Annotated in this window: 20 protein-coding genes; 14 read left to right on the top strand and 6 right to left on the bottom strand. The window is 69.9% G+C overall.

Translation table 11 applies throughout. The features are described from left to right. Positions 1-216 precede the first annotated feature (216 nt). From folC to OG485_RS16330, 12 genes are all read left to right on the top strand, one after another. Positions 217-1,752, top strand: a complete 1,536-nt coding sequence (gene folC / locus OG485_RS16385) for a bifunctional tetrahydrofolate synthase/dihydrofolate synthase (protein WP_328669109.1) — start codon at positions 217-219, stop codon at positions 1,750-1,752. A gap of 5 nt (positions 1,753-1,757) precedes the next feature. After that, positions 1,758-2,129, top strand: coding sequence for a DUF4233 domain-containing protein (locus tag OG485_RS16380; protein ID WP_328669108.1), 372 nt, complete (start codon positions 1,758-1,760; stop codon positions 2,127-2,129). Between the two features lie 294 nt (positions 2,130-2,423). Beyond that, positions 2,424-2,837 carry a nucleoside-diphosphate kinase gene (ndk, locus tag OG485_RS16375; protein WP_108999420.1) on the top strand — a complete coding sequence of 138 codons (414 nt, stop codon included), beginning with the start codon at positions 2,424-2,426 and terminating at the stop codon, positions 2,835-2,837. A gap of 440 nt (positions 2,838-3,277) precedes the next feature. Further along, positions 3,278-4,297 carry a rod shape-determining protein gene (locus tag OG485_RS16370; protein WP_328669105.1) on the top strand — a complete coding sequence of 340 codons (1,020 nt, stop codon included), beginning with the start codon at positions 3,278-3,280 and terminating at the stop codon, positions 4,295-4,297. 217 nt (positions 4,298-4,514) lie between these two features. Continuing rightward, positions 4,515-5,453 carry a rod shape-determining protein MreC gene (gene mreC, locus OG485_RS16365; protein WP_328669103.1) on the top strand — a complete coding sequence of 313 codons (939 nt, stop codon included), beginning with the start codon at positions 4,515-4,517 and terminating at the stop codon, positions 5,451-5,453. Between the two features lie 18 nt (positions 5,454-5,471). Next, positions 5,472-6,143, top strand: coding sequence for a rod shape-determining protein MreD (gene mreD / locus OG485_RS16360; RefSeq protein ID WP_328669102.1), 672 nt, complete (start codon positions 5,472-5,474; stop codon positions 6,141-6,143). 196 nt (positions 6,144-6,339) lie between these two features. Then, the gene (gene mrdA / locus OG485_RS16355) at positions 6,340-8,598 is read left to right on the top strand and encodes a penicillin-binding protein 2 (RefSeq protein ID WP_328669099.1); all 2,259 of its coding nucleotides are present in this window, start codon (positions 6,340-6,342) and stop codon (positions 8,596-8,598) included. A 34-nt stretch (positions 8,599-8,632) separates the two neighbouring features. Next, positions 8,633-9,829 (top strand): rod shape-determining protein RodA, encoded by a 1,197-nt coding sequence (gene rodA, locus OG485_RS16350; RefSeq protein WP_328669097.1) that lies wholly within the window; start codon positions 8,633-8,635, stop codon positions 9,827-9,829. A gap of 172 nt (positions 9,830-10,001) precedes the next feature. Further along, positions 10,002-11,513 carry a CYTH and CHAD domain-containing protein gene (locus tag OG485_RS16345; protein ID WP_328669095.1) on the top strand — a complete coding sequence of 504 codons (1,512 nt, stop codon included), beginning with the start codon at positions 10,002-10,004 and terminating at the stop codon, positions 11,511-11,513. Positions 11,514-11,647: 134 nt separating this feature from the next. Next, positions 11,648-13,612 carry a TIGR03960 family B12-binding radical SAM protein gene (locus OG485_RS16340; RefSeq protein ID WP_328669093.1) on the top strand — a complete coding sequence of 655 codons (1,965 nt, stop codon included), beginning with the start codon at positions 11,648-11,650 and terminating at the stop codon, positions 13,610-13,612. Positions 13,613-14,493: 881 nt separating this feature from the next. Then, positions 14,494-15,858, top strand: a complete 1,365-nt coding sequence (locus OG485_RS16335) for a glutamate decarboxylase (protein WP_328669091.1) — start codon at positions 14,494-14,496, stop codon at positions 15,856-15,858. Between the two features lie 285 nt (positions 15,859-16,143). Continuing rightward, positions 16,144-18,129 (top strand): hypothetical protein, encoded by a 1,986-nt coding sequence (locus tag OG485_RS16330; protein ID WP_328669089.1) that lies wholly within the window; start codon positions 16,144-16,146, stop codon positions 18,127-18,129. Positions 18,130-18,220: 91 nt separating this feature from the next. On the opposite strand, the gene OG485_RS16325 is transcribed toward OG485_RS16330, so the two are convergent. After that, positions 18,221-18,694, bottom strand: a complete 474-nt coding sequence (locus OG485_RS16325) for a VOC family protein (protein WP_328669086.1) — start codon at positions 18,692-18,694, stop codon at positions 18,221-18,223. Positions 18,695-18,793: 99 nt separating this feature from the next. After that, positions 18,794-19,501, bottom strand: a complete 708-nt coding sequence (locus OG485_RS16320; RefSeq protein WP_328669083.1) for a hypothetical protein — start codon at positions 19,499-19,501, stop codon at positions 18,794-18,796. 233 nt (positions 19,502-19,734) lie between these two features. Here OG485_RS16320 and OG485_RS16315 point away from each other — a divergent pair, with 233 nt between their 5' ends. Beyond that, positions 19,735-20,223 carry a potassium channel family protein gene (locus OG485_RS16315; RefSeq protein ID WP_328669082.1) on the top strand — a complete coding sequence of 163 codons (489 nt, stop codon included), beginning with the start codon at positions 19,735-19,737 and terminating at the stop codon, positions 20,221-20,223. 33 nt (positions 20,224-20,256) lie between these two features. Here the strand turns inward: OG485_RS16315 and OG485_RS16310 are convergent, their stop codons facing one another. After that, the gene (locus OG485_RS16310) at positions 20,257-21,687 is read right to left on the bottom strand and encodes a DUF2252 domain-containing protein (RefSeq protein WP_328669080.1); all 1,431 of its coding nucleotides are present in this window, start codon (positions 21,685-21,687) and stop codon (positions 20,257-20,259) included. A gap of 114 nt (positions 21,688-21,801) precedes the next feature. Next, positions 21,802-22,128 (bottom strand): carboxymuconolactone decarboxylase, encoded by a 327-nt coding sequence (locus OG485_RS16305; RefSeq protein ID WP_328669078.1) that lies wholly within the window; start codon positions 22,126-22,128, stop codon positions 21,802-21,804. A 341-nt stretch (positions 22,129-22,469) separates the two neighbouring features. Here OG485_RS16305 and OG485_RS16300 point away from each other — a divergent pair, with 341 nt between their 5' ends. After that, positions 22,470-23,810, top strand: coding sequence for a hypothetical protein (locus tag OG485_RS16300; protein WP_328669076.1), 1,341 nt, complete (start codon positions 22,470-22,472; stop codon positions 23,808-23,810). A 216-nt stretch (positions 23,811-24,026) separates the two neighbouring features. Here OG485_RS16300 and OG485_RS16295 read toward each other — a convergent pair whose 3' ends face one another. Next, positions 24,027-24,200: a hypothetical protein gene (locus OG485_RS16295; RefSeq protein ID WP_326787821.1), complete on the bottom strand. Its 174-nt coding sequence runs from the start codon at positions 24,198-24,200 to the stop codon at positions 24,027-24,029. 230 nt (positions 24,201-24,430) lie between these two features. Further along, on the bottom strand, positions 24,431-25,162 hold the full coding sequence (locus OG485_RS16290) for a hypothetical protein (RefSeq protein WP_328669074.1): 732 nt from the start codon (positions 25,160-25,162) through the stop codon (positions 24,431-24,433). Positions 25,163-25,229 lie beyond the last annotated feature (67 nt).

Raw genomic sequence — 25,229 nt, 5'->3', positions numbered from 1 at the left:
CCGGACCCCCGCTCCTCAATCGCCGGAGGGGCTGAACCTTTCCCGGACGGCGCTGGAAAGTTCCAGCCCGTCCGGCGCTTGAGGACGAGGCCGTAGGCCGGAGCGGGGGCTGGGGGCGGCAGCCTCCGGGTACGGGACGGGTAGGGGCGGAGGGGGCGAAAAACCCCACACGGCCCCACACATACCCACACCCCGCCGCCTCCGTAGACTGGCCCCGTGAGCGACCTCCCCCCGCACGACAGCAGCGCGTCCGACGACTCGGAGCGTGATCCGCTCGGTCTCTTCGAGGAGATCGTCGAGGCCGAGACCGGCCGCGACCCCGACCTCGCGGTGATCGAGGCCGGCAGCCGTACTCTGCGCACCCAGGGCGGTGACGGTCCGCAGGCCGATGTGCCCGGGCGTCCTTCCGACCCCGAGGTCGACAAGGCGCTGCGCGAGGTGGAGGCCGAGCTCGCCACCCGCTGGGGCGAGACCAAGCTGGAGCCCTCCGTCAGCAGGATCGCGGCGCTGATGGACATCCTCGGCGAGCCGCAGCGCGCGTACCCCTCGATCCACATCACGGGCACCAACGGCAAGACCTCCACCGCCCGCATGATCGAGGCGCTGCTCGGCGCCTTCGACCTGCGCACCGGCCGCTACACCAGCCCCCACGTGCAGTCGATCACCGAGCGGATCAGCCTGGACGGGGCGCCGATGCCCGCCGAGCGGTTCGTCGAGACGTACAGCGACATCAAGCCCTACGTCGAGATGGTCGACGGGCAGCAGGAGTACCGGCTGTCGTTCTTCGAGGTGCTGACCGGCATGGCGTACGCCGCCTTCGCCGACGCGCCCGTGGACGTCGCCGTCGTCGAGGTCGGCATGGGCGGCAGCTGGGACGCCACGAACGTCATCGACGGGGACGTCGCCGTGGTGACCCCCATCGACCTCGACCACACCGACCGGCTCGGTGAGACCCCCGGCGAGATCGCCACCGAGAAGGCGGGCATCGTCAAGCAGGACGCCACCGTCATCCTGGCGCAGCAGCCGGTCGACGCGGCCCAGGTGCTGCTGAAGAAGGCTGTCGAGGTCAACGCGACGGTGGCCCGCGAGGGTCTCGAATTCGGTGTCGTGGGGCGGCAGATCGCGGTCGGCGGACAGCTGCTCACGCTGCGCGGCCTGGGCGGCGAGTACGAAGAGGTCTTCCTGCCGCTGCACGGCGCCTACCAGGCGCACAACGCGGCCGTGGCGCTCGCCGCGGTCGAGGCGTTCTTCGGCGTCGGCTCGGCGCACGCCCAGCGGCTCGACATCGACACCGTGCGCAAGGCGTTCGCCTCGGTCACCTCGCCGGGCCGCCTGGAGATCGTGCGCCGCTCGCCCACCGTGGTGCTCGACGCCGCGCACAACCCCGCGGGTGCCCGCGCCACCGCCGAGGCGGTGAGCGAGGTCTTCGACTTCAGCCGGCTGATCGGCGTCGTCGGCGCGAGCGGCGACAAGAACGTACGGGGGCTGCTCGAAGCCTTCGAGCCGATCTTCGCCGAGGTCGTCGTCACCCAGAACTCCAGCCATCGCGCGATGGACGCGGACGAACTGGCCGGGATCGCCGTCGAGGTCTTCGGCGAGGACCGGGTGCAGGTCGAACCGCGGCTCGACGACGCCCTGGAGGCCGCGATCACGCTCGCCGAGGAAGAGGGCGAGTTCGCGGGCGGGGGCGTCCTGGTCACCGGATCCGTCATCACGGTCGGCGAGGTCCGACTGCTCCTGGGGAGGGGCTGACTCTCGTGCGTACGCTCTGTGCTTCCACGCTGATCGGCGAGTTCTTCGTCATCGGCTTCGCCGGCCTCGTCGCCATGAAGGAACCCGATCTGTCCACGGCCACGGTCTGGACGGTCTGCGGGGTCCTGATGGCGCTGAGCGTGCTGCTGTGCGGCATGATCACGCGGCCCGGCGGTGTCCAGCTCGGCTGGGCGCTCCAGATCCTGCTGATCGCGGGCGGGTTCGTCGTGCCCTCGATGTTCATCCTCGGCGCGGCCTTCGCCGCCCTGTGGTGGGCCTCGGTCCACTACGGCCGGAAGATCGACGAGGCCAAGGCCAGGTTCGCCGCGCAGGCACAGAGCCCGGCGCAGGGTGAGCCGGGCGGCAACCCGGCGTAGCCGGGCGGGTGCCGGTGGCGAGCCGTCCCCGCCCCTCCGTCGCCGCCCCGCGGTCACCGCCTCTCCGTCGCCCCGCCGTCACCGGCCTGTACGGGCGCGCGCTCGTACAGGTGGCGTACGTACGTAGCCCGCGCCGCCCCCGTGAGGGGCGTGGTACCGGCCGTGGGGCGCGCAGGCGCGTGGCACCGGCGGACGGAGGCGTGGGCCCGTAGCACCTGACACTGTGTGACAGCCACCAGGACACGCCCTGTAGCCTCGGTCATCCGCACCCGTGTGACCCGAAGGAGCTTTCCCGTGAGCCAGCGCACCCTCGTCCTCCTCAAGCCCGACGCCGTCCGTCGCGGCCTGACCGGCGAGATCATCAGCCGTATCGAGCGCAAGGCCGGCTGGCAGATCACCGCGCTGGAGCTGCGGACCCTGGACCAGGACACGCTGGAGCAGCACTACGGCGAGCACAAGGGCAAGCCCTTCTACGAGCCGCTGGTGGCGTTCATGGCCTCCGGCCCGGTCGTGGCCCTGATCGTCGAGGGCGAGCGGGTCATCGAGGGCGTGCGCGCCCTGGCCGGCCCGACCGACCCGATCGCCGCCGCTCCCGGTTCCATCCGCGGCGACTTCGGCGTGATCGTCCGCGAGAACCTGATCCACGCCTCGGACTCCGAGGAGTCCGCCGAGCGCGAGGTGAAGATCTTCTTCCCCGGCCGCGCCTGAGCGTACGGACGACGGCTCCGCGGGGCGTCCGTGTGCACGGACGGTCACGGTCTCGCGTACGGACGGCCTCGCGGAGATCACGGACGGCCTCGCCGAGGTCGTCCGGGCGATCTCCGGAGCACGCCGGACAGTGCATTTTTCAAAGATTTTTCTGAGACTGCGTCAGTGCGACTACGGCAGTCTGACCTGGGACGGCCGTGAAAAATCCGGCCGTCCTGTGGCATATGCGCGCTGATCGAGGGAACGTGTGACCCCGATGGCCCGTCTCCACAAGCGAGTCGCTCCGCCATCTGCAGACAATGGCCAAGACCCTCGCGCAGTGTTCGTGCAGGCGCGTCTACGATGGAAGCGTTCACGTCGCTGCACCAACCTCGCGCCGTCCCTAAAAAGCCGTCAAAGCTCCGTTTGGGAAGGCCAGACGAATCCTGATGGGGAACTCAATGTCGTTCATCGGCCGTGACATGGCTGTCGACCTCGGGACCGCCAACACGCTGGTGTACGTCAGGGGTCGAGGGATCGTACTCAACGAGCCGTCCGTCGTCGCGATCAACACCAACACCGGCGGGATCCTCGCGGTGGGCGCGGAAGCCAAGAAGATGATCGGGCGGACCCCGGGCAACATCGTTGCCGTGCGACCGCTGAAGGACGGCGTCATCGCCGACTTCGAGATCACCGAGCGCATGCTCCGCTACTTCATCCTGAAGATCCACAAGCGGCGCTATCTCGCCCGCCCCCGTGTCGTCGTCTGTGTGCCCTCCGGCATCACGGGCGTCGAGCGCCGTGCCGTCATCGAGGCGTCGTCCCAGGCCGGCGCCCGCCAGGTGCACATCATCGAGGAGCCCATGGCCGCGGCCATCGGCGCAGGCCTGCCGGTCCACGAGGCCACGGGCAACATGGTGGTGGACATCGGCGGCGGCACCACGGAGGTCGCGGTCATCTCGCTCGGCGGCATCGTCACCGCCCAGTCCATCCGCGTCGCGGGCGACGAGCTGGACAACGCGATCATCCAGTACATCAAGAAGGAGTACAGCCTCCTTCTCGGCGAGCGGACGGCCGAGCAGATCAAGCTCACGATCGGTTCGGCGTACGACCTCGACACCGAGGAGCACACCGAGATCCGCGGCCGGGACCTGGTCTCCGGACTGCCCAAGACGGTCGTCATCTCGGCGTCGGAGGTCCGCAAGGCGATCGAGGAGCCGGTCAACGCGATCGTCGACGCCGTGAAGACGACGCTCGACAAGTGCCCGCCCGAGCTCTCCGGCGACGTGATGGACCGTGGCATCGTCCTGACCGGTGGCGGAGCCCTGCTGCGCGGCCTGGACGAGCGGCTGCGCCGTGAGACCGGCATGCCGATCCACATCGCGGAGGACCCGCTCGACAGCGTGGCGCTCGGCTCCGGCAAGTGTGTCGAGGAGTTCGAGGCGCTCCAGCAGGTCCTGGACGCCCAGCCCCGCAGATGAGGTAACACTTCGATTCCGCCGTACGAGATCAGCCCTTCTCGTGCGGCGGATCGTTGGTATGGAGGCATAAACTCCTGCGACATAGAGTCATAACCTCCCCCATAACAGCCACCCCGTCACACCCCCCACCCCAGCCTCATCGCACCCGTGGGCATCCTTCTCGCCCAGGGCGCGCCCCTGTTGACCCAATACGACGAGGAAGGCACGGCCGCCGCACGTGAGGGACACACGAGAGAGCCGGCTGCTCCTGGTGCTGCTGATCGCCATCGCGTTCGCACTGATCACGGTGGACATCCGCGGCGGGCAGGACTCACCGGTCGACGGTGCCCGCCAGGCCGCCGCGACGGTCTTCGGCCCGATCGAGAACGGGGTGGCGTCCGCGGTCGACCCCGTCGGCAACGCGATCTCCGCGGTCCGCGACTCGGGCGAACGGCACGATCGCGTCGCCCAACTGGAGCACGACAACGCGGCGTTGAAGGCGAAGCTCGGCAGCGACGCCCGCAACCGCAGCCGCCTCAAGCAGCTCGACAAGATGATCAAGGTGGCGGGCGAGGGCCAGTACGGCATCAAGGGCGCCGAAGTGATCGCCATAGGGGCGGCCCAGGGCTTCTCCTGGACCGTCACCATCGACGTCGGCGCCAACGACGGCATCCAGCGCGACATGACCGTCCTGAACGGCGACGGACTGGTCGGCCGGGTCACCACCGTCGGCCCCGACACCGCGACCGTGCTCCTCGCCAACGACCCCGACTTCACCGTCGGCACCCGCATGGAGTCGTCCGACGAACTCGGCTTCGCCTCGGGGCAGGGCGACCGCCCGCTGCGCGTCGAACTCCTCAACGCCAAGGCGAAGATCAGGAAGGGCGACCGGCTGGTCACCTTCGGCTCGCAGTCCGACAAGCCGTTCGTGCCCGGCGTCCCGGTCGGCGTCGTCTCCCGGGTCGACCCCTCCGGCGGCGACCTGACCCGCACGATCTACGTGACGCCGTTCGTCTCGTTCACCAAGCTCGACATCGTCGGCGTCGTCGTCGCGGCCCCCAAGAGCGACCCGCGCGACACCGTGCTGCCACCCAAACCCAAACCGACGCCCACGCCGACGGTGACCGTGACGGTCACCCCCTCGGCGAGCGCCACCGCCCTCGGCCAGCAGCAGTAGCAGGAGGAGCCGAATCCCATGCGTTTCAACCGGATGCTGCTCTCCGTCACCCTGGTGGTCGTCGCCCTGGTGATCCAGGTGAGCGTCCTCGCCCGACTCCATCTCCCGGGCGCCGTCCCCGACCTGGTGCTGCTGACCGTGCTCGCCCTCGCCCTGGTCTACGGCCATGTCGGCGGCGCGCTCATCGGCTTCGGCGCGGGTCTGCTCTCCGACCTCGCCCCGCCCGCCGACCACGCCGCCGGACGCTACGCCCTCGTGCTCTGCGTCGTCGGCTATCTCGCCGGCCTCGCCAAGCCCGAGAACGGCAGGCTCAAGTCGGCCACCGGACCCATGATCGTGGTCGTCGCCGCCGCGATCGGCTCCACCGTGCTCTACGCGGGCGTCGGCGCGCTCGTCGGCGACACCGCCGCCCGTCACGTCGGACTCAGCAGCCTGCTCGCCACGGCCGCCCTCTACGACCTGCTGCTCGCGCCCTTCGTCGTGCCGGTACTGATGGCGCTGGCCCGGCGGGCCGAGAACGATCCGCTCGCCGACGGCGGTTCGGCCTCCAAGACGGCCGACGTCTCCTCGGGCTGGCTGTCCTCCGGCACCGGCCTGCGCATCGGCAGCCAGCGCAGCGGACTGCGCGTGAAGGCGGCCAAGGCACGGGTCGCCCGCGCCGGACGCATCAAGGGGGTCAAGCGACTGTGACGCGCCCCGCCCGGCGAAGAGCCCAAGCGCCCCGGACGGCACGTGACGTGACCGGCCGCCAGGTCACCGCGCACAGGTTCGCCGTGTACTCGTATGACTCGCATGACTCGTACACGCACTGAGAGGGGGAGGCAGCAGCAGTGACCAACGCCCACCCGTCGCCCACCACCACCCTTCCAGCGGATGGGCCGCGCCCATGACCAACATTCCCGAGACCGGCCGGACCCCACGGGTCCAGATCCGGCTCGTCGTCATCCAGATCCTCGTACTCTCCCTCCTCGGCACCCTCGGCGGACGCCTCTGGTTCCTCCAGATCCGCAACGGCGACGAATACGCCAAGGAAGCCTCCGGCAACCACGTCCAGCAGGTCGTCCAGCCCGCCGTACGCGGCTCGATCCTCGACGCCCGGGGCGTCCCGATCGCCGACAACGAGACCCGGCTCGTGGTCTCCGCCTCGCGCACCGACCTGATGAAGATGGCGGACGACGGCAAGGCCGTCCTCACCAAGCTCGCCGGCGTCCTCGGCCTCAAGCCCCAGGACGTCATCCAGAAGGTCCGCCTCTGCGACGCCAAGACGCCGCAGCCGTGCTGGAACGGCTCGCCCTACCAGCCGATCCCCATCACCGACAAGGCCACCGCGCGCCAGGCCCTCCAGATCCGCGAGCGCTCCGAGGACTTCCCCGGCATCACCGCCGAGCCGGAGGCCGTGCGCCGTTACGCCGCCCCCGGCAAGGCCAACACCGCGCAGGTGCTCGGCTACCTCTCGCCCGTCACCGACGACGAGATCACCAAGGCCAAGGACACCGACTCGCCCTACCTCCGCTCCGACCAGGTCGGCCGCTCCGGCCTGGAGCGCGAGTACGACAAGGCCCTGCGCGGCAAGGCCGGCGTCACCCGCTACGAGGTCGACAACCTCGGCCGGGTCATCGGCAAGGCCAAGGCCGACAAGGCCGAACCCGGCGCCAACCTCGTCACCAGCATCGACGCCCGCGTCCAGCGGGTCGCCGAGTACGAGCTGAACTACGCGATGAAGGTCGCCCGGACCCAGTTCGACAAGATCACCGGCGAGAACTACAAGGCCGACTCCGGTGCGGTCGTGGTCATGGAGGCCAAGACCGGCCGCGTCGTCGCCATGGCCTCCCAGCCGACGTACGACCCGAACGCCTGGGTCGGCGGCATCTCCGGCAAGGACTACACGGCGCTCACCGGCAAGAAGTCCAACTACCCGCTGCTGAACCGCGCCATACAGGGTCAGTCGGCGCCCGGATCGACGTTCAAGGTGGTCTCCACCGCCGCCGCGGTCCAGGCTGGATACGCCTTCGACGGGCACTACCCGTGCACCAGCTCGTACTCCGTCGGCAGCCAGGTCTTCAAGAACTTCGAGGGGGAGAGCTTCGGCCCGATCTCGCTCGGCCGCGCGCTGGAGGTCTCCTGCGACACCGTCTTCTACGGACTCGCCGACAACGAGTGGAAGAAGGACGGCGGAATCAGCCCGAAGAAGACCCCCAAGGACTACTTCTACAAGACGGCCCACCAGTTCGGGCTCGGCCAGGAGACCGGCATCGACCTCCCCAACGAGGTCACCGGCCGCGTCCCGGACCGCAAGTGGAAGCAGGACTACTGGAAGGCGAACAAGGACGCCTGGTGCAAGACCGGCAAGAAGGGCGGCACCTACGTCCAGCAGATCGAGTACGAGAACTGCCTCGAGGGCAACAAGATGCGCGAGGGCGACTCGATCAACTACTCCATCGGCCAGGGTGACACCCTCGTCACGCCCATCCAGGAAGCCGCCATCTACTCCGCGGTCTCCAACGGCGGCACCCTGTACGCGCCGACCATCGGCAAGGCGATCGTCAGCGCCGACGGCAGGACCGTCCAGGAGATCAAGCCGAAGGTCAACGGCAAGCTGCCGGTCACCAAGGCGACGCTCAAGGGCATGAACGAGGCCTTCGCGGGCGTCGTCACCCGCGGTACCGCCGCCTGGAAGTTCGGCGGCTGGCCGCAGGACAAGATCCCGCTGCACGCCAAGACCGGTACCGCCGAGGTCTACGGCAAGCAGACGACGTCCTGGCTCGCCACGTACTCCAAGGACTACGCGATCATCATGACGATCTCCCAGGCCGGTACGGGTTCGGGAGCGTCCGGTGAGGCCGTGCGCAAGATCTACAACGCGCTCTACGGCGTCGCCGCCGACGGCAGCGTCGACAAGAAGAACGCCCTCCTGCCCACCCCGCAGAAGGGCCTGCCGAAGATCCAGACCGACGGCACGATCGAGGCCCCGGCCATCTCCAAGGACCCGGCCAAGGACCAGAAGCTCAGCCAGGCCCCCAAGGACAGCACCACGGACCCGGACCTGCCCGCCGGTACCACCGCCTCGCCCAACACCGCCAACCGCGTCACCCGACGGCGTACGGCCTGCCCGCCGAAGGGGCGGGGGAAGAGGATCCTGACATGACGAGGGCGGCGACCAAGGCACTGAGGATCCTGACATGACCGGAGCCAACAACTTCTCCGTCTCCCGGTACGGACCCGAGCGCGCGGGCTGGACACGGCTGTTCGCCCGCGACTCGATCACCCGAAGGCTCGACTGGCCGATACTGCTGTCGGCGGTCGCGCTCTCGGCGATCGGCGCGGCCCTCGTCTACTCGGCGACCCGCAACCGCACCGAGATCAACCAGGGCGACCCGTACTACTTCCTCATCCGCCATCTGATGAACACCGGCATCGGCATCACCCTGATGATCGGCACGATCTGGCTCGGCCACCGCACCCTGCGCACGGCCGTACCGATCCTGTACGGGATCTCGGTCTTCATGATCCTGCTGGTGCTGACCCCGCTCGGCGAGACGATCAACGGCCAGCGCAACTGGCTCGTCGCCGGCGGCCTGTCGCTCCAGCCCGCCGAGTTCATCAAGATCACGATCATCCTGGGCATGGCGATGCTGCTGGCCACACGGGTGGACGCGGGAGACAAGCAGTACCCCGACCACCGCACGGTGCTGCAGGCGCTGGGTCTCGCGGCCGTCCCGATGGTGATCGTGCTGCTCATGCCCGACCTCGGCACGATCATGGTCGCGGTCGTCATCGTGCTCGGCGTGCTGCTCTCCTCCGGCGCCTCCAACCGCTGGGTGTTCGGCCTCATCGGCGCGGGCGCCCTCGGCGCCGTCGCCGCCTGGCGGCTGCAGGTCCTCGACGAGTACCAGATCAACCGCTTCGCGGCCTTCGCCAACCCCGAACTCGACCCGGCCGGCGTCGGCTACAACACCAACCAGGCCCGGATCGCCATCGGTTCCGGCGGCCTCTTCGGCACCGGCCTCGGCCACGGCTCACAGACGACCGGCCAGTTCGTCCCCGAGCAGCAGACGGACTTCGTCTTCACGGTCGCGGGCGAGGAACTGGGCTTCGTGGGCGCGGGCCTGATCCTGCTGCTCCTCGGCATCGTCCTGTGGCGCGCCTGCCGCATCGCCCGCGAGACGACCGAGCTGTACGGCACGATCGTCGCCGCCGGGATCATCGCCTGGTTCGCGTTCCAGTCGTTCGAGAACGTCGGCATGACCCTCGGGATCATGCCGGTCGCCGGTCTGCCACTCCCGTTCGTGTCCTACGGAGGATCCTCCATGTTCGCGGTCTGGGTCGCGATCGGGCTCCTTCAGTCGATCAGAGTGCAGCGCCCGATGTCGGCCTGAGGCCTGTCCGACGGCAGCGGCGGGCAGCGTCGGCGGGCCCCACGGCGGGACCCCGGGTGTCGCCTCGTGGAATGCGAGGTGACACCCGGCCCAACGGGAAAAGACGGCCTTCGGTCAAGCCAGGGCCGATTGGGTACTGCCCACGGCCCGCAAACGCGTCTAGATTCGGTGCATGGCGGACACGAAGCGCGAGATCGAGCGCAAGTACGAAGGTCCCGCGGCCGACGGTGGTACCGAGATGCCGGACCTGAGCGGCGTCCCCGGCGTCGCGCGCGTCGTCGACAAAGGTGTCGCCGAACTCGACGCCACCTACTACGACACGCCCGACCAGCGACTCGCCACCGCCTCCCTCACCCTGCGCCGCCGCACCGGCGGCGACGACGCAGGCTGGCACCTGAAACTCCCCGTCTCCGAGGGCGTGCGCGACGAGATCCAGGCCTCCCTCTCCGACACGGTGCCCCGCGCCATCACCGGCCTCGTCCGGTCCCGCGTCCGCGACGCCGAACTCGTCCCCCTCGTACGCCTGCGGTCCGCCCGCGACATCCGCCACCTCGTCGACGACTCCGGCGCCCTGCTCGCTGAGGTCAGCCTCGACCGCGTCCGCGCGGACCGGCTCGGCGGCGGCGACGGCACCGCCGAATGGACCGAGCTCGAGGTGGAACTCGCCGACGACGGCGACCCCGCCTTCCTCGACAAGGTCGAGAAGAAGCTCCGCAAGGCCGGCCTGAGCCGCTCCACCTCGTCCTCCAAACTGGCGAAGGCGCTGAGCACGACCGGCAAACACGCCAAGAAGCCCGTCCCCCGGAAGGACCCGGCCACCGCGGGCGACCACGTCCTCACCTACCTCCGCGCCCAGTACGACGCCATCGTCGAACTCGACCCCGCCGTCCGCCGCGACCTCCCCGACTCCGTCCACAGCATGCGCGTCGCCACCCGCAGGATGCGCAGCACCTTCCGCTCGTACGGGAAGATCCTCGACCGCGCCGTCACCGACCCGATCGGCGACGAGCTGAAATGGCTGGCCGGCGAGCTCGGCGTCGACCGCGACCGTGAAGTCCTCACCGAGCGGCTCACCGAGTCCCTCGGCCGACTGCCCCGCACCCTGCTCTCCGGCCCCGTCCGCACCCGCCTGCGCACCTGGGCGCACGCCCGCCACGGCGGCTCCCGGCGGCGCCTGATCGCGGTCCTGGACGGGAAGCGCTACCTCGCGCTGCTGGCCGCGCTCGACGCGCTCGTGACCGACCCGCCGCTGCTCGAGGGGGCCGGGGGCGACCCCGCCAAGGTGATCGCCAAAGCCGTCCGCAAGGACTTCGGAAAGGTCTCCGACCTCGTCGAGCAGGCCCTCGACCGGCCGCCGGGCGCCGACCGAGACCACGCGATGCACGACGCCCGCAAGAAGGCCAAGCGCACCCGCTACGCCGCCGAGGCCGCGGCCCCGGCCCTGGGCGGACCGGCCGCCGGCCTGGTCAAGTCGATGAAGTCGCTGCAGAGCCTCCTCGGTGACCACCAGGACAGCGTGATGACCAGGGAGGCCCTGCGGGAACTGGCCGCCCTGGCCCACGCGGCGGGGGAGAGCTCGTTCACGTACGGGGTGCTCTACGGCCGTGAGGAGCAGCGCGCCGTCGAGGCCGAGGCGGCGCTGCCGGGGACCTGGGAGAAGATCGAGGCACAGGCGGCGGTCTGAGCGCGTCGCCGCAGGCCGGAGCGGGGGTGGGCGGGGAGGCCGGCGCCCGGTGTCCGTCCGGCGGTGCGGCGGGCCCCTCCGGTCGCGTTACGCTAGATGGTCACCCCCACCATCAGCTCACGAAGGTTCGCGAGATGCCTGCCGAAACTGCCGTGTCGGTCTTCCCACAGCTCGAAGCCCTGCTCCCGCATGTGCAGAAGCCGATCCAGTACGTCGGCGGAGAGCTCAATTCCACGGTCAAGCCCTGGGAGTCGTGTGACGTCCGCTGGGCCCTGATGTACCCGGACGCCTACGAGGTCGGCCTGCCCAACCAGGGCGTCATGATCCTCTACGAGGTGCTGAACGAGCGCGAGGGCGTCCTCGCCGAGCGCACGTACAGCGTCTGGCCGGACCTCGAGGAACTGATGCGCGAGCACCGGGTCCCGCAGTTCACGGTGGACAGCCACCGCCCGGTGAAGGCCTTCGACGTGTTCGGCCTGTCCTTCTCCACGGAGCTGGGCTACACGAACATGCTGACCGCCCTCGACCTGGCGGGCATTCCGCTGGAGTCCAAGGACCGCACGCTCGACGACCCGATCGTCCTCGCGGGCGGCCACGCGGCCTTCAACCCCGAGCCGATCGCCGACTTCATCGACGCGGCGATCATCGGCGACGGCGAGCAGGCCGTGCTCGACATGACGGAGATCATCCGCGCCTGGAAGGCGGAGGGCCGCCCCGGAGGCCGCGAGGAGGTCCTCTTCCGCCTGGCGAGGACGGGCAGCGTCTACATCCCGGCCTTCTACGACGTCGAGTACCTCCCCGACGGCCGGATCGCCCGTGTGGTCCCGAACAAGTCGGGCGTCCCGTGGCGCGTGTCCAAGCACACGGTCATGGACCTCGACGAGTGGCCCTACCCCAAGCAGCCGCTGGTCCCGCTGGCCGAGACGGTCCACGAGCGGATGTCGGTGGAGATCTTCCGCGGCTGTACCCGCGGCTGCCGCTTCTGCCAGGCGGGCATGATCACCCGCCCGGTGCGCGAGCGTTCCATCACGGGCATCGGCGAGATGGTGGAGAAGGGCCTGAAGGCGACGGGCTTCGAGGAGGTCGGCCTGCTCTCCCTGTCCTCCGCCGACCACTCGGAGATCGGCGACATCGCCAAGGGCCTGGCCGACCGGTACGAGGAGGACAAGATCGGCCTGTCCCTCCCCTCCACCCGCGTGGACGCCTTCAACGTCGACCTGGCCAACGAACTGACCCGCAACGGCCGGCGCTCGGGCCTGACCTTCGCCCCCGAGGGCGGCTCCGAGCGCATGCGCAAGGTCATCAACAAGATGGTCTCGGAAGAGGACCTCATCCGGACCGTCTCCACCGCCTACGGCAACGGCTGGCGCCAGGTGAAGCTGTACTTCATGTGCGGCCTGCCGACGGAGACGGACGACGACGTCATGCAGATCGCCGACATGGCGATGAACGTGATCGCCGAGGGCCGCAAGGTCTCCGGCCAGAACGACATCCGCTGCACGGTCTCCATCGGCGGCTTCGTCCCCAAGCCGCACACCCCCTTCCAGTGGGCTCCGCAGCTCTCCGCCGAGGACACGGACGCCCGCCTCACCAAGCTCCGCGACAAGATCCGCGGCGACAAGAAGTACGGCCGCTCGATCGGCTTCCGGTACCACGACGGCAAGCCGGGCATCGTCGAGGGCCTGCTCTCCCGCGGCGACCGCCGCATCGGCTCCGTCATCCGCGCCGTCTACGAGGACGGCGGCCGCTTCGACGGCTGGCGCGAGCACTTCTCGTACGCCCGCTGGATGCGCTGCGCCGACAAGACGCTCCCCGCCTTCGGCGTGGACGTCGACTGGTACACCACCCGCGAGCGCACCTACGAGGAGGTCCTGCCCTGGGACCACCTCGACTCGGGCCTCGACAAGGACTGGCTCTGGGAGGACTGGCAGGACTCCCTCGACGAGACAGAGGTCGAGGACTGCCGCTGGACTCCGTGCTTCGACTGTGGCGTGTGTCCGCAGATGGACACCCAGATCCAGATCGGCCCGACGGGCAAGAAGCTGCTGCCGCTGACGGTGAAGAACGGAGCCCCGGCGCCGAGCGGTCACTCTCACTGACGTGAGCGGGGCGCTCGATCGGGTGATCGAGGCGCTGGCATGGGTGAAGCGAGGACGATGTGGCGGCTGCGCTCGCCGCGGCGCGGTCTTGGAGCCCCCTCTCTGTTCGGGAGGGGGCTCATCGGTGGTCAGGGGAAGTTCGGCGCCGTGGTGACCGGGCGTCGTACGTTCGCAGATCGGTGTAGGGTGAACCTTTGCGAAGGGGAGTAGCCCTGAGACACCAGTCGTCGACACACTGGAACCCGGTTTCGGGTTCCCGGTGGCTGGGCCCGCGGTCGTTGCAGCGCGGGTGGGCGAGACCTTCGGCCCGTTGTCGACGACGTATGCGTGTCGGCGGGGTCGAAGCTGCCGCCTCTCCTTACGCGGTCGTCCTCGATGGCCCCGCCGGTGCGGGAAAGCCGGAGGACCCGTCATCTCTGCCGCGGACGATCCCACCTCGCCATGCTCGCGCAGGCGTCAGCCGTCGAACGCCTTCGTTCCCGCGCGGGACTGCTGGATCTGCGCAGTCGTCCACAGCGTCGCCGAAGCCGCTTGGCACGGCGAGGAAGGGCTGACCCTGCGTCACTGGTTGTCCGTGACCGCCAGCGGCATGCAGCACCGCATGCGAGATCACGGCCTGTCCCCGCGGGGCCATCCGCAACCCGACTGACGTGCGCTTCAGGGAGTAGTCCCACGACACCGCTGGTCGACGCGCTGGACAGCGGCCACGTACGACCCCGGTCCGCGCAGTCGTGCGGGCCGGTCCGTCGTGCCGGGCCGAGAGGGCCACGGTCGTCCCGCCGGGTGGCGGAGGTTCCAACCGGGCCGGCAGTTGGTTCGCAGCCGCACCGGTGCGGCGTGTCCGCCGTCGCGGCGGGCTCCGCCGCTGTTTGAATCGCAGCATGAGCAAGCGTGACGATTCGGTCCTTTTCGGTAACCGGTTCCTGACCGCGCCCGCCCCCTCGAGAACCTTCCCCGACGAGGGCATGGCCGCGACGGACGCAATGAGGCTGCTGGACGCGGACCTTGCGATGGAGGGTGACCCGCAGCGCAACCTCGCCACGTTCGTGACCACCTGGATGGAGCCGGAGGCTCAGCGGATCATCGCCGAGAACCTCCACCGCAATTTCATCGACCACGCGGAATACCCGATCTCCGCCGAGATCGAGCAGCGTTGCGTGCGCATGCTCGCCGACCTCTTCCACGCGCCCGGCGACACGACCGGGTGCCGGACCCAGGGCTCTTCCGAAGCGATCATGCTCGGAGCCCTGTCGCTGAAGTGGAAGTGGCGGGAGCGCCGCCAGGCGGCCAATCTGCCGGTCGACCGGCCCAACCTGGTCTTCGGCGGGGACGTCCACGTCGTGTGGGAGAAGTTCTGCCGCTACTTCGACGTCGAACCGCGGATCCTTCCGCTGGCCGAGGACAAGTACACCATCGGCCCGGAGGACGTGGAGCCCCACCTCGACGAGAACACGATCGGTGTCGTCGCCGTTCTCGGCACCACGTTCACCGGCCACAAGGACGACATCGTCGGGATCGACAAGCTCCTGCGGGACGTCCGCAAGAAGCGGGACCTCGACATTCCGATCCACGTCGACGGCGCCAGCGGAGCGTTCGTGTGGCCTTTCCTCTACCCGGACTCCAAGTGGGACTTCCGCCTGGAGCAGGTCCGCTCGATCAACGTCTCAGGACACAAGTACGGCCTGGTCTACCCCGGCATCGGCTGGCTGGTCTTCCGTGAGGAGTCCGACCTGGCCCAGCACCTCGTGTTCCACGAGAACTACCTGGGCAAGACCGACGCCACGTTCACGCTGAACTTCTCCACCGGCGCCTCGATGGTGCTCGCGCAGTACTACAACTTCGTTCGGCTCGGTCGCCAGGGCTACACGTACGTCATGAAGATGATGCAGGAGAACGCCCAGGCGCTGGCGGACAACCTGCGGAGCGGCGGTCGCTTCGAAGTGATCGGCAGCGACCTCGAACAGCTGCCGCTGGTCGCTTTCCGTCTCGCGGGCAAGCACGCCTACGACGAGTCCGACGTGGCCTGGCAGCTCTCGGCCGAGCGCGGCTGGATGGTGCCGGCGTACACGCTCCCGCCCAACGCGGAGCGGGTGAAGATCATGCGTGCCCTGGTCAAGGAGACGCTGAGCCGCGAGCAGATCGACCGCCTGGGCCAGGACATCGCCGACGCGTGCCGGACCCTGGACGACAAGGGCGCGACCCACGAGATCGAGCGGGGCCAGGTCAAGCGCGGCACCGGCTACTGACGTACCTCCGCCTCCGCCCCGGTCGCCCACACCTGCCGGCTCTGAGGGTGTGGCGGGGTGGGGGAGAAGGCTCGGGACCGGACCGGCCTGCCCACTCATCTGCCGCGCTCGGAGTGCCCACCGCGAGACGCGAACGTAGCGTGCCCGTATGAGCGCGACGCGTAGCTGTCAGGCCGGAACCGGTGGCGTCTCCCGGAGGCCTGGGCTACCGGTTCGACGCGGGCTCGGCCGACCTGGGCGCGGCCCGGGCCGGCCGTTCGGCGTGGGGCGGGTGGTGTTCCCGTGATGAAGAAGATCCTGGCCGCGCTCGGGATCGTGCTGGTCCTGCAAAGCCTCTTCGCGCTCTGTCTGGTCAGTTCGCTGCAACTGCTCGTGCTGCGCAACGCCCCGATCGGCGTGACCGGCCCGTCCCTGGTCGTGAAGGCGGTGACATCGAAGGTCTCCCTCCAGACGCTCAGCTACCAGGACGAGTCCGATGTGCTCGACGCGATCGGCCAGAGCAAGCTCTACGGCGCCTACCTGCCCGGCCCCAGGAGCGACACGCTGATCGTCGTCCCGGCCAAGAGCTTCTTCGGCCGCGTCGAACTGGAAGCCGCCTTCGGTGACGCCGCCAAGAAGCTCCACCGGCCGCTGACGGTCAAGACCGTCAAGCCGCTGCCGAAGAGCGACCGGCTCGGCGGGGTCTCCGGACTGCTCCTGATCCCGCTGCTCATCGGCGGCTATCTCGCCGCCGTCCTGGTGCTCAAAGCGACCAGAACGGCCGCCGCGCCGTGGCATGTCGCGATGCTCCTCGGCTACTCGACCGTCGGCGCCGTCCTGACCGACCTCATCGCCGGACCGGGTATCGGCGCCTACGAGAACAGCCACTTCTGGCCGCTCCTACCGTGCTTCATACTGATCGCCGCCTCCGTCACCCTCGCCGCCGCGGCCTTCCAACGTCTGGTCGGACCCCTGGGCACGCTCTTGGTGGCGACCCTGTTCATCATCGTGGGCGGCTCGGCCGCCGGCGGGGTCGGAGTCTCCCTGCTGCCCGTCTACTGGCAGCACATCGGTGCCATCTTCCCGCCCCAACAGGGCATCACCCTGCTGCGCAACGTCCTCTACTTCGACGGCAACAACATCACCACGCCGCTCATCGTCCTCGGCCTGTACGCGCTGGCCGGGGGCGTCATCATCGGCTACCTGGGCCGCTGGCGGCCCGTCAAGAAGATCGGTGGGAAAGCTCCCTCCCACCGGGCGGACTCCGCCCCCGCGGCATCCTCCGGGCGCCCCGTCGTGGCCGTCCTGGCGGCTCTGGCCGTCGCCGCGGTGATGCAGTGCCTGTTCACCGCGAACTACATGAGCTCCGCCCACGAGCCCGTCGCGACCGACCTCCCGATCGGTGCCACCGGAGCGTCCCCGATCCTGAACGCGGCCCGCAAGAACCTCTCCCTCAAGGTCACCCAGTACCCCGACGAAACCGCCGTGAAGGACGCGATCGACCAGGCCAAGATCTACGGCGCGCTCATCCCCGGAACGACATCGAACACGCTCCTCGTCGTCCCCACCCTCAGCGATGTCGCCCCTCTCGACCTGGCGGGCAACTTCGAGGAAGCCGCGAAGAAGCTGCGACAGCCCCTCCACGTCGAGCAGTACGCGCCCCATCCACTGGCGAAGAAGGACCCTTTCGGGCTGGTCGAATCGCTGATGCTGATCCCGCTGCTCGTCGGCGGATACATGGGAGCGACGATGCTCAGAGCGACGACAGGGACCTCCGTCGGACGCTGGCGCCTGCCCGCACTCGCCGGGTTCGCCGTCCTCGCTGCCCTGTTGGTCAACCTCGTCGTCTGCACCTGGCTCAAGGGCTACCCCGCGCAGAAGTTCTGGATCGTCTGGCCGATCCTCGCCCTGGTCATCGCGGCGGTCGCCCTCGTTGCCGCCGTCCTGCAGAAGCTCCTCGGAGCCGCCGGAACCCTCGTGACCGTCATCGTGGTCATGCTCTTCGGCAACCCGTCATCAGGCGGAGCCAACGGAGTCCCCTACCTCCCGGCGTTCTGGCGGGCCATCGGCCCGTACCTGCCACCCCGCAACGCCTACATCCTGCTCCGCAACACGATCTACTTCGACGGCCACGGCACCACACAGGCCCTGATCGTCCTGCTGCTCTACCTCGTCGTCCCCGCCGTGGCGCTCCTCCTGCTCTACCGCTTCCGCACACCCGACAGCCACGTGACCCCGGAGACCGAGGCCGAGGCAACCGCGTTGACCGTCCCTGTGGGCGGCCTCCCGTAACTCCGCGGCCTATTGAGCCCCTCCCGTCCGGGAGGGGCTCTCGGCGTGGCGGTCGGCCGCACGACGACGCGCACGTGCGGAACGCGGTGGGTCAGGCGGGGGCGTCGGCGGCGTCCTGCGCGGAGGCCGCGAACTCCTCGGGGCCCTGCTCCACCGCCGCCGGGTCCATCCACATCACCTGCCAGCCGTGGCCGTCGAGGTCGTAGAAGCTGCGTGAGTACATGAAGCCGTAGTCCTCGGCGCCGTCCGCCTCGGAGCCGCCCGCCGCGAGCGCGGCGGCGCTGACCGTATCGACCTCGTCGCGGGACGACACGCTGAAGCAGTACAGCGCCAGCGTGTGCGTGGTGGGATCGGCCATCGGCAGTTTCGCGAACTCCGCGAACTTCTCGCGGCTGAGCAGCATGACGAAGGCGTCCTCGCCGACCAGCATGCAGGCGGAGCTCTCGTCGGTGAACTTCGGGTTGAAGCCGAACCCGAGCTCGGCGAAGAACGCCTTGCTGCGCTTCAGGTCCGCTACGGGGATGTTCACGAACAGCATGCGGCCGGGGTGTGCGGGGTTGGTCATGGCGGGTCTCCAATCGGTGGTTCGGTGGCGTACGTCCTGGTAGACCGGCGCGGCCGGTGGAACTCATCGGTGGATCGCGGCCAGGTCGCGGTCGCTCGCCTATTTCGTCACCGGCGGAGGCGCGGCCTTGGGAACGGTCAGGGCGGACGGTGCCAGTACCCAGAGCAGCGCCCGGCCGGTCAGGGGTGTCGTGGCGATCAGGGTCAGGTAGATCTCGACGAGCGATCCGTCGCCGGTGAGGACGTCGAGGTCGGCGGTCAGGCGGCCCAGCAGGTAGATGACGGCGTCGACGATCAGCCAGGAGGCCAGGTTGGCTCCGATCCACCAGGCCCAGCGTCCGGTGACCTTGCGGAGCACCATGGACTGCGACAGGCCGAGCAGGGGGCCGAGGGCCAGGCTCTGGCTGGCGGCCAGCAGGTAGGTCGTCGACACGTCACCGTCGGTGTCCTGGGCGCTGATCACCGCGGGCATGATCACGAGGAGCCAGGCCAGCAGCGCCGGGCCGATGTTGGCGGTGATCCACACCTTGCGGGGGACCGGCACCCGCTGCCGGACGACCAGCCATTGCAGCGCTCCCAGAACACCCCCGAACAGGATGGCCCCGAGGGTGGCGATGAGGAGTGACACCAGGACGTGGCCGCTGGCGAGATCGAGGTGGAGGGCGTCGCTGCCGAGCAGCGCCAGGACGAAACCGGCGGTCAGGACGGTGACGAAGGCGATCGTGTTGTAGCCGATCCACTGCCAGTACAGGCGGGTGTTCCAGCCGTTCGCGGAGGTCGTCGCCGGTCCGGTACCGGAAGCGGGCATCGTCCATTCCTCCGGTGTCGGCGGCCCCCTCCGCGGCGGATCTCCTCAGTGTGTTCCCGGGCGGGCAGCGTGTCCACACGGGCCATTTCGGTGAGTTTGTGGTGTGCCGTCCGTACGGCAACGGGACCGCTCGGCGAGAGTGGCTGTCCAGGAGCCGGCCGGGGTCGTACGGCATCGGGTGCGTCCGAGAGGGGATCGTGGACAGGGAGCGGCGCGGTGGACGTCGTACGGTCGTGCTCACGACGGTGCGGTGCGTCCTTGTCGCGGCCGCCCTGGTCGCCGCCTACTACCTGCTGCCGCTGGACTCGGCCTTCACGGCGACGTCCGTCCTCGTGCTCCTCGGCGGGCTGGTGGCGGTGGCGCTGCTCATGGGGTGGCAGGTGCGCGGGATCGTGAGTTCCGAGCGCCCCAGGCTGCGTGCCATGGCCGCTCTGGCGACGGCACTTCCGCTGTTCCTGCTGCTCTTCGCCACGACCGACTACCTGCTGGATCGCAGCGCACCGGGCAGTTTCAGCGAAGCGATGTCGAGGACCGACGCCCTCTACTTCACGATGACCGTGTTCAGCACGGTCGGATTCGGCGACATCAGCCCGCGCAGCGAGCCGGCCCGCCTCCTTGTCACGGGACAGATCACGGCCAACCTTCTGCTGCTCGGCGTGGCCGCCCGGGTCCTGGTGAACGCGGTCGAAGAAGGCCGGCGAGCGCAGGGCGGGGCGAAATAGGCGGCCGGCCGCGCCGGGCGTCCGAGGGGCCGGTCAGTCGGCGGGAACGTCCTCCGCGGGCAGTCGTCCCGCTTTCACCGCGTCGACGAGTGCCTGGTGGTCGCGCTCGTTCTGGTCGGCGTACGCCTCCGCGAAGGTGACGAGGGCCCGGTCGAAGGAGTCTTTCTTCCCCAGGTAGGAGGCGATCGCGATCCGGTCGCCGGACCGTGCGTGCGCGCGGGCGAGGGTGAGGCCGCAGACGCCGCCGAAGGTCTCCAGCTGAAGGGGCGACATCGTCTCCGGCATCGCGATGCCCTTCCAGTCGCGCAGCTGCCGGATGTAGAAGTCGCGGCGCTTGCCGTCGACGCCGTCCACGCGTTCCCAGCCGAGGAACATGTCGCTCGCCGCCTGCATCAACCGCTGTCCCGCGACGACGCGTTCGCCCTGGTTGCGGTACTGGCTGGCCCCGACGTGGTCGGCGAGGACGGAGGTGTCGGCTTCCTTGGCCTGCAGGAACAGCGGGTCGCGGCCGTCCCGTCCGAGGAGCAGGATGATCCAGCACCGGGTGCCGACGCTGCCGACCCCGACCACCTTGCGGGCGACGTCCGCGAGTTGGTAGTCGTCCAGGAGGGCGCGGCGGTCGGACGGCAGGGTGATCCCGTACCGCTCGATGAGTCCGCGGAACTGGCGTTCCAGCGTGGTGCGTTCGGTGTCGGGGAGCAGGTCGGCGATGGGGACCAGCAGCGGGGGGTCCGGAGCGATCCTCGGTCGGCCGTCGACCTGGCGCGTGAGTTTGTCGAAGACCTGCACGGTGTCGCGCGAGCGCGCCTTTGTCAGGGCGCGGTCGAGTTTCTTCTGGCCGCTCTTGCGGAGCTGGTCCGTCGTGAGGTCCTGGAGGCGCTCGGCGTCGATCTTCGCGTACCAGACATCGAGGTTGCTCATCCCGGCGAAACGGCGCATGGCCTCCCGGTACGAGCGCACGGTGCCGCTCACGATCCGGGCACGCTCGGCGTCGTCGAAGCCGTTCGCGCGGGCGGCGATGACGAAGCTCGCCGACAGCCGCTTGACGTCCCACTCCCAGGGACCCGGCAGGGTCTCGTCGAAGTCGTTGATGTCGAACATCAGTTTCCGCTCCGGCGAGGCCAGCAGCCGGAAGTTGAGCAGATGGGCGTCTCCGCACAACTGGGCGTTGATTCCCGAGACGGGACTGCCGGCCAGGTCGGAGGCCATGATCGCCGCGGCGCCCCGGTAGAAGCGGAACGGGGACTCGGTCATCCGGCTGTACCGGATCGGCACCAACTCCTGCACCCGGGCCGCGGACTGCTCCTCCAGGATCGCCAGCGGGTCCGGTCTCTTCGGACCGGGTCTGTACACCGCGTGCTCCGACCGTGGACAGCGGACACGCGCCTCCTTGCCGAGGGCCGCGCGCTCCGCGGGTGTCGCGTGGGGCGACGTACGCATCGCCGTGGTCGCGTGCTTGGGCATGGGCGGCTCTCCTGTCCGGTTCTGCTGCCCCCGGGGACCACGGCGTCGGAGTGCTGCCGTGGTCCCCTCACCTGGTGTGCCGTGCCGATCGGCTGTTCCTGGTGGCGTCGGTTCTCAGCCCTGCTCTTCGATCCCGGCTTCGGCGACAGCGATGGCGATGCCGAGTGCCGCTGTGATGTTGCCCGCTGCCGTCATGACGCGGGCTGTGCCCACGATGGGGGCGATGGCGACCAGCACGTCCTGCAACTGGGCCGCGGTGATGCCTGTTTCCATGGCGGGGCCGATGTGGGCCATGTAGGAGATCGGCGGAGCGTCCGAGGCGGCCAGGGCCGCGATGCGCGTGAGCAGCAGCATGTCCGGGGCCAGCCCGCACCGTTCGATCGAGTCGACCGTCATCGCGGCGAGCGTGTCCAGGACAGGGGTTTCCGACGCAGTGGCCATGTCTGGGTGCCTTCCGGTGGACTTCCGGCGCCGGTGGGCAACGGTGGCGGTGCATCGAGCATCCGCGAGCGCCGGGTTCCCCTCAACGGTAGGTCCGTCCCGGGTGCCCCGCATGGCGGCGCGGATCGCCCCCGGTCAGCGCAGGCGCCGTGGGCCGAGCACGGACAGATCGGCCGCCAAGAGGTCGGAAGCGCGGGCTCCGACGACTACCGGGCCTCGGCGGACCGGCCCCCCTCTTGCCCGGCCACTCCTCTCGCCCGTACGGCCCGTCTGGGCGTGCCGTCTCGCCGTGCAGCGACGGAAATGGAGACAGGCCGCCCCCGATGAGCCCCGGAGCATCCATGACCAGCCCCCGCGATCCGTCCGAGCCCGACGCAGTCCCGGAGAAGGACGCGGGTGACGGGGTGGGGAGTGCACACAAGGGCGGCTCGACGGCTGCGCGGATCGCCAGGAACACCGCTTCTGCGGCGCTCATCGTCCTCACCTGCATCCTCGTACCGATCGCGCTGCTCACCGTGTGGGTGCACGACATCGCGCTGGACACCGACCGGTACGTGGCGACGGTCTCCCCGCTCGCCTCCGACCCCGCGATCGAGGACGCGGCGATCAAGCGCATCACCCATGCCGCCGACGTGCGGGTCAACGGCAACAAGGCGGCCTCCGACATCGCCGCGTGGCTCCAGGCGCAGGGCCTGCCGCCGAAGGCCGCGGAGGCCGTGAAGGGGCTCGGTCCCCAGCTCGACTCCGCGGTCAACGACACCGTGCAGAAGGTGGCCACGCGCTTCGTGCGGAGCGACCGCTTCGAGAAGATCTGGACGGGCGCCAACCGCGAGGCCCACGCCGCTCTCGTACACGCGCTGACCGGCCAGGGCCGGGGCGCCATCGGCGTGAACGGCGGAACGGTCACCCTGAACGTCGGCGAAGCAGTCGACCAGGTCAAAAAGTCGCTCGTGGACGCCGGCCTGTCCCCGGCGGCGGCCATCCCCGACGTCGACAAAACGATGGTGCTCCTCCAGTCCGACCAACTGGAGAAGATCCGCGGCGGAGCTCATCTGCTGGACGTGATCGGGAACTGGCTTCCCGTGCTGGTCGTGCTGATCGGCGCCGCCGGGGTGCTGCTGGCCCACCGACGCCGACGAGCCCTGGCCCGTACGGCGCTCGGCGCGGCCTTCGCCTGCCTGATCGTGGCCATCGTCCTGGTCGTCGCCCGCCGCTACTACCTGGACCACCTCCCCGCCCAGGTCCAGTCGGAGGCCGCCGCGGCGGCGGTCTTCGACACGCTGCTCCACTTCCTGAAGGTCAGCCTCCGTACGGCGATCGTGCTCGGCGTCGTCATCGCGCTCGGCGCCTACCTCATCGGTCCCGGGCGGCTGCCGATCGCGGTCCGCGGCACGTCCGAGCGCGCCGCGGACTCCGCGGCCCAGTGGGCGTACGCCCATCAGGTCCGCACCGGCCGGGCCGGAACCTGGGCCCAGGCGCACCGCCGCTGGATCGCCCTGGCCGCGCTGCTGATCGTCGCCCTGGTCTTCGCCCTCTGGAACCACCCCACGGTCCTGACGATCCTGCTGCTCGTCCTCATCCTCCTGGCCCTGCTCGCGCTCCTCGCGCTCCTCGCGGCCTCCGGGCGCGCCACGACCGAGGCGGAGAAGGCCGCGCCACCGGCGCCGGAAGGCGGCCGATGAACGCTCGGCCACCCCTCGGCCACCACTTGGCCACCGAGGGCCGGTCGGACGGTCGGAAGACCCGAATGCCTTTCGTGGGATGCGAGGTCCACCTCGGCGGGCCCACCTCGGCGGGTGGAACCCGTCACCGGCATGGTCCGCACGATCGCGGAGGCCGAACGGGGCCTCCTCCGGGCCCGGCGACCGGTCCGAGGCATCACGCGAGCGGCGGAGCTGTCAGCGGTCGAAGGTTCCCTTGGCCTGTTCCTTCGTGCCGCGCATCCTGCCCCGTGTCTCCAGTGCGGCGCCCTTTGCCGCGAGGGTTTCCTTGTGCAGCGCGTGGGCCGCTTTTCGCACGGTCCTGCCGACGACCTGTTCGGCCTTTGCCTTGGCCCGTTCTCCGGCACTCATCGCAGTACCTCCGCACATCTCACCGGCCGGGTTCCCTGGTGGGAGGTGGGAAAACCGGACCACGCCGGTTCGCCGGTGAGGCCGGGACATCCGGGCGGGCGGCTTCGTCATGCCGGACCGGCACGGCACGCTTCCGGGGGCCTCGGGGGAGTGACCGCCGGACGGCATGCCGCGAGGGGTGTCCGAGTCGGCGCCGGTCGCCCGCCGTCGGACACCCCTCCGCGTGTCGGTCATGCCCCTCCGTTGAGGGCGTCGGGCGTCGGCTGCCGGGCGACCAGGATCCAGGGCTTGGGACGGCCCGTGCGGTCGGCGCAGTTCAGCGTCGCGGGGTGGGTGGTGGTGAACGCGACGCAGGCGGCTTCCCAGACCTGACCGGTGGTGGTGATGACGTCGAACTTGATGCGCTTCACCGTCTCGGACCGGTTGTGCGCGTTGACCGTGACGTCGCAGGGCAGGCCGGCCGCGCCGCCCGCGGGGTAGTCGGGACGGGCGCTGAGGTCGGTCCACAGGAGCGTCTGCTGCTCGCCCACCCGCTGGTCGCGGATGCCCGCGTACGTCCTTCCGCCGGTCAGCGCGAGACGGATCTCGAAGTCCGCCGATTCCTGCGCGGCGTCGATCCCGACGCAGGGGCCCGTCGGGCCCACCGGGCCGGTTTCGCCCTGGGGGCCGATCGCGCCGGTTGCGCCGGTGGCTCCGGTCTGGCCGGGCGGGCCCTGGGGCCCGGCGGGCCCGATCGCGCCCCTGGGGCCCCTCGGCCCCCTGCACGGGCGGTGCGGTCTGCATCCGTCGCTGCCGTCCGGGGCCGCCGCCGTGCGATCGGACGGGGTGAGGTCCGCCGGTGTCGCGGGGCCGACCACGCCCGACGCCGTCACCAGTGCCAGCGAGGCGACCACACCCGCCCTCTTGAACCGGCCGCGGGCCGGCGGGCCCAGCAGGCGGGCGGTCCGGGAATCGGGATTCATACGGGGGCGCTCCTTGTGTCGATCGGTGGGAAATTCCAGAAGCCGATCGCGAGCTTTACCCGTCGAC

Origin of the sequence: Streptomyces sp. NBC_00328, from assembly GCF_036139655.1 — a bacterium.
Classification (GTDB): Bacteria; Actinomycetota; Actinomycetes; order Streptomycetales; family Streptomycetaceae; genus Streptomyces.
This window is presented reverse-complemented; position numbering and strand designations above follow the sequence as displayed.